Annotated in this window: 12 protein-coding genes; 6 read left to right on the top strand and 6 right to left on the bottom strand. The window is 42.5% G+C overall.

The window, feature by feature from the left end; genetic code table 11:
• Positions 1 to 69 precede the first annotated feature (69 nt).
• On the bottom strand, positions 70 to 348 hold the full coding sequence (locus VB711_RS07835; protein ID WP_323285284.1) for a hypothetical protein: 279 nt from the start codon (positions 346 to 348) through the stop codon (positions 70 to 72).
• A gap of 361 nt (positions 349 to 709) precedes the next feature.
• On the opposite strand from VB711_RS07835, the gene VB711_RS07830 reads away from it, so the two are divergent.
• From VB711_RS07830 to VB711_RS07820, 3 genes are all read left to right on the top strand, one after another.
• Positions 710 to 1,372 (top strand): ATP-dependent Clp protease proteolytic subunit, encoded by a 663-nt coding sequence (locus tag VB711_RS07830; RefSeq protein WP_323285283.1) that lies wholly within the window; start codon positions 710 to 712, stop codon positions 1,370 to 1,372.
• A 46-nt stretch (positions 1,373 to 1,418) separates the two neighbouring features.
• A complete protein-coding gene (locus VB711_RS07825) occupies positions 1,419 to 2,012 on the top strand; it encodes an ATP-dependent Clp protease proteolytic subunit (RefSeq protein ID WP_323285282.1) in 594 nt (197 codons plus the stop codon).
• Positions 2,013 to 2,156: 144 nt separating this feature from the next.
• Entirely contained in the window at positions 2,157 to 2,774 is a 618-nt protein-coding gene (locus VB711_RS07820) for a J domain-containing protein (protein ID WP_323285281.1), read from the top strand.
• On the opposite strand, the gene VB711_RS07815 is transcribed toward VB711_RS07820, so the two are convergent.
• Together VB711_RS07815 and tyrS are read right to left on the bottom strand one after the other, a co-directional pair.
• The gene (locus VB711_RS07815; protein ID WP_416233570.1) at positions 2,771 to 3,358 is read right to left on the bottom strand and encodes a hypothetical protein; all 588 of its coding nucleotides are present in this window, start codon (positions 3,356 to 3,358) and stop codon (positions 2,771 to 2,773) included. The two genes, VB711_RS07820 and VB711_RS07815, sit on opposite strands and share 4 nt — an antisense overlap.
• Before the next feature lie 124 nt (positions 3,359 to 3,482).
• On the bottom strand, positions 3,483 to 4,679 hold the full coding sequence (gene tyrS, locus VB711_RS07810; RefSeq protein WP_323285279.1) for a tyrosine--tRNA ligase: 1,197 nt from the start codon (positions 4,677 to 4,679) through the stop codon (positions 3,483 to 3,485).
• Positions 4,680 to 4,957: 278 nt separating this feature from the next.
• Here tyrS and VB711_RS07805 point away from each other — a divergent pair, with 278 nt between their 5' ends.
• Positions 4,958 to 6,880, top strand: coding sequence for a transglycosylase domain-containing protein (locus VB711_RS07805; RefSeq protein WP_323285278.1), 1,923 nt, complete (start codon positions 4,958 to 4,960; stop codon positions 6,878 to 6,880).
• Positions 6,881 to 7,499: 619 nt separating this feature from the next.
• On the opposite strand, the gene VB711_RS07800 is transcribed toward VB711_RS07805, so the two are convergent.
• Together VB711_RS07800 and VB711_RS07795 are read right to left on the bottom strand one after the other, a co-directional pair.
• Positions 7,500 to 7,823: a DUF1825 family protein gene (locus VB711_RS07800; RefSeq protein ID WP_323285384.1), complete on the bottom strand. Its 324-nt coding sequence runs from the start codon at positions 7,821 to 7,823 to the stop codon at positions 7,500 to 7,502.
• Positions 7,824 to 7,959: 136 nt separating this feature from the next.
• A complete protein-coding gene (locus tag VB711_RS07795; protein ID WP_323285277.1) occupies positions 7,960 to 8,868 on the bottom strand; it encodes a DnaJ domain-containing protein in 909 nt (302 codons plus the stop codon).
• A gap of 300 nt (positions 8,869 to 9,168) precedes the next feature.
• Between VB711_RS07795 and VB711_RS07790 the strand changes: the two genes are divergently transcribed.
• Together VB711_RS07790 and VB711_RS07785 are read left to right on the top strand one after the other, a co-directional pair.
• Positions 9,169 to 9,540 carry an SHOCT domain-containing protein gene (locus VB711_RS07790; protein WP_323285383.1) on the top strand — a complete coding sequence of 124 codons (372 nt, stop codon included), beginning with the start codon at positions 9,169 to 9,171 and terminating at the stop codon, positions 9,538 to 9,540.
• A gap of 55 nt (positions 9,541 to 9,595) precedes the next feature.
• Positions 9,596 to 10,126 carry a ComEA family DNA-binding protein gene (locus VB711_RS07785; RefSeq protein WP_323285276.1) on the top strand — a complete coding sequence of 177 codons (531 nt, stop codon included), beginning with the start codon at positions 9,596 to 9,598 and terminating at the stop codon, positions 10,124 to 10,126.
• A gap of 35 nt (positions 10,127 to 10,161) precedes the next feature.
• Here the strand turns inward: VB711_RS07785 and lepB are convergent, their stop codons facing one another.
• Complete coding sequence (gene lepB / locus VB711_RS07780) at positions 10,162 to 10,731, bottom strand: signal peptidase I (protein ID WP_323285275.1); 570 nt, start codon at positions 10,729 to 10,731, stop codon at positions 10,162 to 10,164.
• Positions 10,732 to 10,846: the final 115 nt, after the last annotated feature.

Raw genomic sequence — 10,846 nt, 5'->3', positions numbered from 1 at the left:
AATTTCTGCCCCCTGCCCCCTGCCCCCTGCCCCCTGCCTCCCCTGCGCCATCAAATCACCCATAAAATGCTAACTCCCTAAATCCAAATCGTTTCTCCCGAACAAATTGCGATCTTGGCGTTGTTCACGCTGCCAAACAACTGGATCAGCAATTTCGGCAAAAGGATTTAATGCCACCGCCTGCGCCAATGCTTGCGCCAAACCTTCGCGCCTTGCTTGGTTTGAAGTGTTCAGCGTTTTTTTTCGTGCTTTTTGTTCTAAATAAACAGCATAATTCAGTAACTCCGCTTGCGATGATATCGGCAAAGCGGCGGCATGGTGTTGAATTTGTTGCAAAATAGGGTTCATAGCTGTCGTTTATCTAATACCGACGATATCTATATTACTGGTCATACGCTGACGGGTGTAGGTTTTTTACGAAAGCATCTGAAATGGTGTTTTTTGTTGATTGAAAACTCCTCTTTCCCCTCTGGGTTCTCACTCAAGAACGAAATTTGGTGTTTTCACACAGTTTAAAATTGTGTTTGAGAGTGTCAACTCACACCTAAATTAAAAACCTACACCTGTCAGCCTACCTCCTACCTCCTGCCTCCTGCCTCCTGCCTCTTGCCCTTTTTTCCCCTTAGCGAGAAATCCACACCTTAAATCTAGCTATCAACGCGCTAGGATGTATTACAGTTAACGGCATACTTTCAGGCCATCAGTTGCTATGGACATTTCCCCCATCAAGGCTGTTCAATCCCCCTATTACGGCGATAATTTTTACCGCACACCCCCGCCAGACTTACCTTCTCTACTTTTGAAGGAACGAATTGTCTATCTGGGAATGCCACTGGTGCCTGCTGTCACAGAATTGATTATCGCCCAATTACTGTATTTGCAGTCCGATGATCCCGAAAAACCAATTAAAATCTACGTCAACTCCACAGGCACTTCTGGTTATAGTGGCGAACCCGTCGGTTTTGAAACCGAAGCCTTCGCTATTTATGACACAATGAAATATATCAAGCCTCCCATCCACACCATTTGTATCGGTTCAGCTATGGGTATGGCAGCTATGCTTCTCAGTGCCGGAACTAAAGGCTGCCGAGCTAGTTTACCCAACGCCTCTATTATCCTGCACCAGCCCAAAAGCTACGCCCAAGGACAAGCAACGGATATTCAAATTCGCGCTAGGGAAGTTTTGGTAAACAAAGCGTCAATGGTGGATATTCTATCTTTCACCACCCAACAGCCATCAGAAAGAATTATCAAAGATATGGATCGTCTGTTCTACATGACTCCCTATCAAGCTAGGGATTACGGTTTGATTGACCGAGTTTTTGAAAAAGAAGAACTCGCTAATCCTCCACTCCCTGCTAGTGTCCTCTAACTTCATTTTCAGTCCTCTCAATTAATTACCAAACGGAGTAATAAAAATGCCTATAGGCGTTCCTAAAGTTCCTTACCGGATGCCCGGAGGACAATACACAGATTGGATTAGCATTTATGATCGTCTTTACCGGGAACGAATTATTTTCCTGGGACGAGATATTGATGATGAAATTGCCAACCAAATTATCGCTGTGATGCTGTATCTGGATTCTGATGATCCAGGTAAGGATATTTATTTATATATCAACTCCCCAGGTGGCATGGTTACATCTGGTTTGGCAATTTATGACACCATGCAACACATCAAATCTGATGTGGTGACAATTTGTGTCGGTTTGGCTGCTTCTATGGGATCTTTCTTGTTGGCTGCTGGTACTAAAGGTAAACGCATGGCGCTACCCCACTCCCGAATTATGATTCACCAACCATCCGGGGGGACTCGTGGCCAAGCATCTGATATCGAAATTGAGGCTAGAGAGATTCTGCGGATTCGTCACCAACTCAATGAAATTTATGTCAATAACACCGGGCAAACTTTAGCTAAAATTGAAAAAGACATGGATCGTGACTTTTTTATGTCTGCTCAAGAGTCTAAAGAATACGGTTTAATTGATCGTGTGATTGAAGAACGCCCTTAGAAATTAGACATAATAGTAGAGACGTTCCATGGAACGTCTCTACATGGGTTTTAGAAAGCGTATATTTAAGGTCGATGTCTATTTTAGAGGGTAAAAAGCCCCTCACATCCTCTGCCCTATGTCCCATGCCACTAATAGCTGAAGATGGATCTTGGAGATTGCTACCGTTTATTAGGTTTAAGGTCGGGAGCTTCTTTTGCTGATATTAAAGCCTCTTACAGGCGATTGGTACAGCAATATCATCCCGATATTAACCCAGATGATACTAAAGCTAAAGACAAATTTATTGCCTTAACTGATGCTTATAAATTTCTACAGATGGTAGTACCACTGGAAGAAACAGCCCCAAAATCAAGCCCAAAATCAAGTTATTCCTCAACTGCTGGGGGTGTTAACACGGAAGTTAAACCTCCCAAATCGCCATTTAAAAGAACGGTGACACCCCATCCACCGAAACTAGAGGATATAGAACAGCAGTTAAAGTGGAAGACCTATGATCAATTGCAGCGTTTTTTACAATCTAAACGATTTCCCCAAGCGATCGCTCTCGTGGAGGCTTTAGCTGCACGGTTGCCAGCAGATAAGGAGGTACGTCAATGGCAAGCAATTGTCTATCAAATTTGGGGACGGACGCTAATTAGCGAAAATCAATTGCCAAAAGCCAGAATTTATCTCAAAAAAGCTCTAAAAACTGACCCCTACAATAAAACTCTATTAGATGAAATCCAGAGCGATTTTCAGCGATTAGGGCAGATTTTTTAGTTCTGCCTCCTGCCTCCTGCCTCCTGCCTTCTGCCCTCTGCTTCACAATCTCGTAACCAGAGTTTAACACCTTGAGCGATCGCGCTATCACTACTTTCTCTCGGTGGCGACACAGGTATTTTTGGTGAATTACCACCAGTTTGGGTAAACATCATTACCACACGCCAACCAATATCCGTTTTCGTTAATAATAGCCAGTGGAATTGTTGTAATTCTACGGCTTTCTGGTTTAAATATTGCCGTTCTAAGGTAGTAAAAAATACTTGTTCTACTCCCTCTGATTCATACTTGGTGGCGCTATCAATGCCAGTGTTTAAAGCTAAAGGTTTAAATTCAGGTTTACCTGCGGCCAACATATAAGAGTATATATCTACACTTCTACTCCGACGGCGCGATCGCTGGGTAACTCTATTAGCATAGCCAGGTAAATCTAACATTAACTGAGTAGTCAATATTTCTAGACTTTGCCCAGAACAGGAATTACTTATCTCTGGATTGATGGGTTTAGGAGTGACGGTTTTAGCCAATCCAGGGGACTGAAAAATGACGGACGACAAAATCAGCCAGGGAATAAATTTACCCATCTTCTCCAAAACTGGAACATCCAAAGAAACAATAATTTTTTCAGTATTAGTCATTACTTCAAAAACAGGGAATGGGTAACTCTAGGGGCGGGATTTCCCCACCCTTTCCTACCAAAAGTTTTAATTACTCCACAAGTTTAACAAACTTATTTTTACCAACTTGTAAAACCTTACCGTATAAATCGCTAGATTTTTCATAAAAGGTTTCAGCATCACTAATTTTAGTACCATCTAAACGCACCCCACCCTCCTGAATTTTCCGTTTACCTTCGCTAGTGCTTTTACACAAACCAGTAGCACCAAGAATAAAAGCCAACTTCACTGGAAACTGACTCACAGCAGCCAAAGAGAACTCAGGAACAGCCCCCTCCTTACCACCGCTTTTAGCCGCCTCCTTTGCCTCATTAGCCGCTTCTGTACCGTGATATTGTTTAACCACCTCCCATGCTAAATATTGTTGGCGATCGCGCGGATTTTCTGGCAAACTATCCAAAGGCAAATCCGTCAACAACTCAAAATACTGTGCCAGTAAATTATCCGGCACACCTTGCAACTTCTGATACTTTTGTCCCGGATGTTCCGACAAACCCACGTAATTATTTAAAGACTTAGACATCTTTTGCACCCCGTCCGTGCCAATCAAAATTGGCAGCAACAACCCAAACTGAGGATTTTGCCCAAAATGACGTTGCAAATCTCGCCCCACAGCAATATTAAACTTTTGGTCAGTCCCTCCCAACTCCACATCAGCCTCCACAGCCACCGAATCATAACCCTGCATCAACGGATAAAGGAACTCATGGAGGAAAATCGGACTCTCCTTCTTATAGCGTTCCGCAAAACCCTCCTTAGCCAACATCTGCCCCACCGTCATCGTCGCAAGCAACTCCAAAGTTTTCCCCAAATCCAACCGGGAAAGCCATTCAGAGTTATATCGCACCTCCAACCGTCCTGGTGTGTCAAAATCTAAAATAGGGCGCACCTGCTGAAGATAAGTTTGGGCATTTTGTGCCACCTCAACCTCCGTTAGTTGACGACGCACCTCAGACTTACCAGTTGGATCACCAATCCGAGCCGTAAAATCACCGATAATCAACACAGCCGTATGACCAGCATCTTGAAAAGCTCGCAGTTTCCTCACAGGTATGCTATGACCAAGATGAATATCCGCACCAGTAGGATCAATCCCCAACTTAACTCTTAAAGGACGGTTAGCATTCACCAAACGCTTTTCTAAACTTTCCGTTACACTATCAGCATCCTGCGGTTGAGGGAAAATTTCTGCCACACCACGATGCAGCCAATCAAAAATTTGCGTCATACTAGGAGATTCACTATTAACTAGATTATTTTGAACTTAGGACGTGAAATTGATCGTATTCACTGGCAACTTATCCGTTCTTTGCGCTGCCAAACTACTATAATTACAAAAAAATTAGCCGTTTCAATTCAGGTACTCAACCAACTGCCAGAGATTTTACAATTTATCCTCCATTTATCTCACAATTAATTAAATTGATTGAAAGTGAGCCTTCTGGAGATTTTAGATGAATTACGATGAATTAGATTTATATTTACAAGTGAGGAAGTGAGATCGCCGTGTCATCCAGGACTTTTGAAGACAAACAACGACAAAATCAAGTTTCATCTGGTTTTGAGTTTTTTAAAGGAGTCGGTCAGGTAACTGGCGGTACTCTGCTATCTATCACAATGCTGACAAGTTCCATTGTCGCCGGAGGGTTAGTTGGTCTAGCCATTAGTTTCCGCAACTTGCCAGACGTAAGACAATTAAAAAACTTTTTTCCCTCTGAAACTACTTACATCTATGACATTAAGGGCAAACTACTAACCAGTGTCCACGGGGAAGCTAACCGGGAAGTTATACCCCTAGATAGAATCTCACCCCATCTAAAACGGGCAGTATTAGCCAGCGAAGATGGTCATTTCTACGATCACCACGGCATCAACCCCACAGGCGTGGGGCGGGCTATAGTCGTCAATACGATGGCAGGTGGAGTCAAAGAAGGTGGTTCTACCATCACCATGCAATTGGTGAAAAATCTGTTTTTGTCCCAGAGACGCGCCTTTACCCGAAAATTAGCAGAAGCCGTTCTAGCAATTCGGTTAGAACAAATTCTAGAGAAAAACGAAATTTTAGAAATGTACCTCAATCAAGTATATTGGGGTCATAACAACTATGGCGTACAAACCGCAGCCCGTAGTTACTTTAATAAATCAGCAGAATCTTTAAATTTGGCCGAATCAGCGATGATGGCGGGTTTAATTCAAGCCCCAGAAGAATTTAGCCCCTTCGCCAGCATGAAATTAGCCAAACATAAACAAAAAGAAGTGCTGGGACGAATGCGGGAATTAGGTTGGATTACCCAAAAAGAATATGACAACGCCCTCAAGCAAGAAATCAAACTGGGGAGAATTAGGTCATTTCAAGGTAGCGCCCTCCCTTATATCACCAATACCGTAGCCCAGGAGTTGAGGAAAAAGTTTGGCCGAGAAGCATTGCTCAAAGGCGGAATGCGGGTACAAACCACAGTAGATGCCAAATTCCAAATTATGGCAGAAGATACTGTGAAGAAATGGCACAAAAATCTATCAGGTCAAGGATTATCGAGAAATCAAATTGCTTTAGTCGCCATCGATCCCCGTACACATTTTGTTAAAGCCCTGGTTGGTGGAGTAGATGCTAAATCCAGTGAATTTAACCGCGCCACCCAAGCCCAGCGTCAACCCGGTTCGGCTTTTAAACCATTTGTTTATTATGCTGCCTTTGCTACTGGTAAATACGGACCAGATTCAACAGTTATAGATGCCCCAGTTAGTTATCGAGATGGCAACGGTTGGTACTTTCCCCGTAACTATGATGGCGGTTTTAGCGGCGCAATGTCAATTCGCACTGCTTTAGCTCAATCTCGTAATATTCCCGTAATCAAGCTGGGGAAAGCCGTCGGGATGAATAAAGTTATTGAGATTTGCCGGACTTTGGGGATTATGAGTCCGATGGAACCTGTGACTTCTTTGCCTTTGGGAGCGATCGGTGTTACCCCATTAGAAATGGCTAGTGCCTATGCTACCTTTGCTAATTATGGTTGGCAGTCACCCCCTACAGTAATTTTGAGAATTACAGATAGTAGTGGCAATGTCTTGATAGATAATACTCCAAAACCCCAGTTAGCCTTAGATCCTTGGGCTTCGGCGGCAATTATTAATGTAATGCAATCAGCGGTTGATAGCGGTACTGGTAAAGGTGCTGCTTTAGACCGTCCTGTTGCCGGGAAGACAGGAACAACTTCTTCAGAAAAGGATATTTGGTTCGTTGGGACAGTCCCACAGCTAACGACTGCTGTATGGGTGGGTAGAGACGATAACCGACAATTATCCAGTGGTGCGACTGGTGGCGGTATGGTTGCCCCTATCTGGCGTGATTTTATGGTTCAGGCTTTGAAGGATGTACCAGTGGAAAAATTTAAGTCTCCTTCCCAGTTCCCCCGTCCCAAGGCCAATTAAAATCGATCAGGATTTGCAGGATTATACTCACAACGGTTGAGACATGGACTTTTGTATAATCACGAAAACCCTAGATTTATAATTAAACGGGCGGTTAGAAACCGCATCTACACAGGCATGGCGCGTAGCGGCTTCCCGTAGGGAAGGCCACCTACGTGGGTTTCCAATCCTTGATTTTTCGTTAGTCCGCGCAGGCGGACTTTGTTTGTGTAGCCGTGACTTCTAGTCGCCAGGGCTTAAAACCCTACCCGGAGAATCAAACAATTAAGCCGTGTTGGGTATAAAGAATGAACAGGATTAATTTAAGAATTATTTAGATTAATTCTAATTCCCCCTGCCCCCTGCCTCCTGCCTCCTGCCTCCTGCCCCCTCACAAGGGTAGGTATTTTACATTGTCGTAAGGGCAAGACTTGGGGGACAAGGTAGACAAGGCGACAAGGGAGGAAAACTGTACAAAGAATGTACGATTGGTCACAAAAACTGAAGCTCAACAGACCATTTCTTGTATAAAATCTTCCTTGTCTACAATACCTCCTTGTCTTCCAAGTCCTGCCTTCACAGATAATATTAAAAACCTACACCTGTCAGCCCCTGCCCCCCGCCTCCTGCCTCTTCCCAGTCACACTTGTTTTTCTAATTCAGCTTTCATCCTTTCCAGGGTGACGTGCATTTGCTCAAACATTTGTTGAGGTGTAATGCCAAATTGACCTAACTGGGTTTTTAGCTGTTGTATGGTCATTTGAGCCATGAAGTCTTCTGAAAGCTCAAATCGCTTCATAAAGACGCGATATCTATCCATCATGGTTTCCATTTGCTCAATAAACAGCTTTTTGCCCTCAAGGTCAAATTTGCCGTAGTTATTGCCAAGGTTAATCAGCGATTGATAATCTTCAAATAGCTGTTTGGCTTCGTGCTGAACTATCTCAGAGTCGAAGAATCCCATTTTTCTTGTATTCAACTGAGTGGTATTACTCAGGTGCTGAAAGTTTTGCTTTTAGTTATATTTTAGCTTAGACTAAGAATCTAGGGAATATATTTCGGTTCAGGTACGGTTTTTGACCGAGATTTCACCACTTGATTTAAAAGAGTGGTCTAGATAAAAATTTGTTTAATAAAGCTGCTATGCTCATTGCCTTGCCTACCGAAGGGGGATTGGCGTTTTCGGTTGGGTTCATGTTTAGTCTAGCAGCATATCTTAACGCTACGGGCTGTTTGGGGTTCAGCTTTAGGGCTTGTCGAATATAAACTTTTGCCATGCCTATTAACTTTTGTTGACAATGTACTACACCTAATAGAGCATAATAGTCGCTTTTACTTGGGTCTAGTTTAATAGCTTCACGCAGTTCTTGTACTGCGAGCGCCCATTGTGATTGGTTTGCGTACTGGACCGCTCGTTCGTAGTGACGTTGGGCATAGGTTGTTTCCGTAGATTGCTGAAAATTGGCGGTTTCACCTGCTCTTACGGCTGAAACTTGCAAAACAGTCCCTGATGACTCTTTTTGTGATTGCCGTTGAGCTTTAATGAATAATTGATAAACTACATTCAGGTTTCTAATTTGTCGAGTAACGTGATATGATTGCTCAAGTGATTTGTATTGGGCATCTGCATAGGAAGCGATCGCTTCTTCATAAAATAACTTGCCTTCTTGTGCAGACATGGTTTCCATTTGTTCCAATAGGGGATTGTCATCGCTATAAAAGTCCTCTTTTTTCAACGAGTTTGTTTTTAACCGCAGCATTTCTAATGTGTATAGCCGTTTGGTCATGTATTTAACCTGTTCGTAAGCAGGGTTAACTAAATGACAAAGTATGGACTCGGCTAATTCTTTAGCTTGAGTCCGGTTATGGTTATCAGGATGTAGCTGTTTGGCTAGGGTATAATAACGTTTTAAAATCTGCCCTTCTTCGGAATTCAGCGAAATTCCCAGCACAGCATAAGGGTCAACAAGCAGTTCAAGCCATTCTGGTGGTAGGGAGTTCTGTGACATTTTAATAATATTCGCAGATTAAGGCTAGGTAGATAATATGGATGGTGGAATTATTGTATCTATCTTATAGATAGATTTTTTTGAGTTTACACAGTCTTTAAACTTGGGCTTGGTGTTGTATTAATTTGTTTTGAGTTTATTCACGGAGTGTTTTAACGATTAAGTAAAGATGGATGGATCTTTTCAACAATCAAACCAAACTAAACAATTATTAGTGAATAAATGGTTTTATATTCTATCACCTCATTCAATATTTAGGACATATAATTACGATAAATAGATATTTAATTGACGGGGATGATGTTAACTAAACGGAAAAGCCGAAGTATTGCGGCTGTTTTAGCCTTTTCTGGGACTGTGACAATTTCAGGGTTGCATAAATTTTATCTGGGACAGCCGTTTTGGGGAATTGTATATGTTTTGCTTTCTTGGACACCAATACCTAAAGTAGCTAGTGCGATTGAAGGGGTATGGTTTTTAACTCAAGATGAGGAAGCCTTCGATCGCCATTTTAATTTGGGTAAGTCAGCAGTTAAGCCAGCACAACAGGTCAATAATCAAGTAGAATCTGTAGCTAGTGCTTTACGTGAGTTGGATGCACTCCGCCAAGATGGGTTAATTACTGAGTATGAGTTTGAGCAAAAACGTCGTCAGCTTCTAGATCAAATGTAAGTATTGAGATATACTGATTTTAGAGGTTGGCAACAGGGAAGAAAATTTTTAATTTATGAATAACTGGCTACCTTTAAACTTAAAATTGCAAAAACTTCGCGCTAAGTTACTCAATGATCCGTACTATCGTCTACAATCTGGCGAAGAAATTGAGATAGCGGTAAAATTGGGGATGCGAATTGATGCTAATCAAGCTACCGTGGATGATTGGTTACGCTTACCGGGGTTGTCTATTTTTCAAGCGCGATCGCTGGTGGAACTTTCTCGGTCTGGGGTAAAATTTTATTGTCTTGAAGATGTGGCTGCTGCTTTGAGTTTACCGGTTCCTCGTTTAGAACCAATCAAGCCACTACTGAATTTTAGTTACTATGATGATGATTCTTTAACTCATGCTGTGCCGATTAATGTTAATACAGTCACAGTAGAAAAGTTGGCGCAAATCCCGTTTATGGATTTAGCTTTAGCCCAAGCAGTGGTAGAAAATCGGTTGAATGCTGGTGTTTTCCGTAATTTAGCTGATTTTCAGCAACGGTTAGAATTATCTGGGGAAGCGATCGCCCAATTAATGTATTATCTGCGATTTTAACAAAGAGGCGTATTGCAATACGCCCCTACTCGTAATTAAATAGCTCCGATGCGGTTAAATGGCCAAAAACGGAATGTAGCGCGACCAATGAGATTTTCTTGGGGTAAAAATCCCCAATAGCGAGAGTCATTGCTATCGTTGCGGTTGTCTCCCATCACAAAAAGCTGATTTTCTGGAACTTTGACGGGGGGAAAGGGTTGATTTGGTGGTTCAGCAATGTAATCTTCTGTAATTGGTTGGCCGTTCAGATAAACTTTCCCCTGGGTGATATTAACGATCTGTCCTGGTAAACCAATCACCCGTTTAATGAAAGCTTGATTTTTGTCGTATCCCCGACTTTGTAATTCTGGTGGTGACTGAAAAACGACCACATCCCCAGTTTTGGGAGGATGAAATCGGTAAGAGACTTTTTCTACCACTAAGCGATCGCCAGTATGCAGGGTAGGGAACATGGATTCTGATGGGATCAACCGGGGTTCAGCGATAAATGTACGGATGAGGATAGCCAAACACAGGGCGATCGCTATTAAAGTTACATTTTCCTGCCAAGCACGCCATACTTTTGATGGTGCAGTATCTTTTACTTCACTTTCGTGAGGAGTCATAGAAGTTTTCAGCCAATTAAACAAATGCAATCCTTTAATTATTGTTACCTTAAAGGTAGATTTTTGGACAGAGAACAGGGTCAGAGGCTAATAAATTTCCAAGAGGCAAGAGATA

It is taken from the genome of Cronbergia sp. UHCC 0137, assembly GCF_034932285.1.
GTDB lineage: Bacteria > Cyanobacteriota > Cyanobacteriia > Cyanobacteriales > Nostocaceae > Cronbergia.
The sequence above is the reverse complement of the archived record's forward strand: the minus strand, read 5'-3'. Positions and strand labels throughout refer to the sequence as shown.

What these genes read in the sequence shown, in the direction of transcription:
- lepB (WP_323285275.1), bottom strand. Translation starts at nt 10,731, where the DNA reads ATGACTCCTCACGAAAGTGAAGTAAAAGATACTGCACCATCAAAAGTA.
- VB711_RS07825 (WP_323285282.1), top strand. Translation starts at nt 1,419, where the DNA reads ATGCCTATAGGCGTTCCTAAAGTTCCTTACCGGATGCCCGGAGGACAA.
- tyrS (WP_323285279.1), bottom strand. Translation starts at nt 4,679, where the DNA reads ATGACGCAAATTTTTGATTGGCTGCATCGTGGTGTGGCAGAAATTTTC.
- VB711_RS07790 (WP_323285383.1), top strand. Translation starts at nt 9,169, where the DNA reads ATGTTAACTAAACGGAAAAGCCGAAGTATTGCGGCTGTTTTAGCCTTT.
- VB711_RS07830 (WP_323285283.1), top strand. Translation starts at nt 710, where the DNA reads ATGGACATTTCCCCCATCAAGGCTGTTCAATCCCCCTATTACGGCGAT.
- VB711_RS07820 (WP_323285281.1), top strand. Translation starts at nt 2,157, where the DNA reads ATGGATCTTGGAGATTGCTACCGTTTATTAGGTTTAAGGTCGGGAGCT.
- VB711_RS07835 (WP_323285284.1), bottom strand. Translation starts at nt 348, where the DNA reads ATGAACCCTATTTTGCAACAAATTCAACACCATGCCGCCGCTTTGCCG.
- VB711_RS07795 (WP_323285277.1), bottom strand. Translation starts at nt 8,868, where the DNA reads ATGTCACAGAACTCCCTACCACCAGAATGGCTTGAACTGCTTGTTGAC.
- VB711_RS07815 (WP_416233570.1), bottom strand. Translation starts at nt 3,358, where the DNA reads ATGGGTAAATTTATTCCCTGGCTGATTTTGTCGTCCGTCATTTTTCAG.
- VB711_RS07785 (WP_323285276.1), top strand. Translation starts at nt 9,596, where the DNA reads ATGAATAACTGGCTACCTTTAAACTTAAAATTGCAAAAACTTCGCGCT.
- VB711_RS07800 (WP_323285384.1), bottom strand. Translation starts at nt 7,823, where the DNA reads ATGGGATTCTTCGACTCTGAGATAGTTCAGCACGAAGCCAAACAGCTA.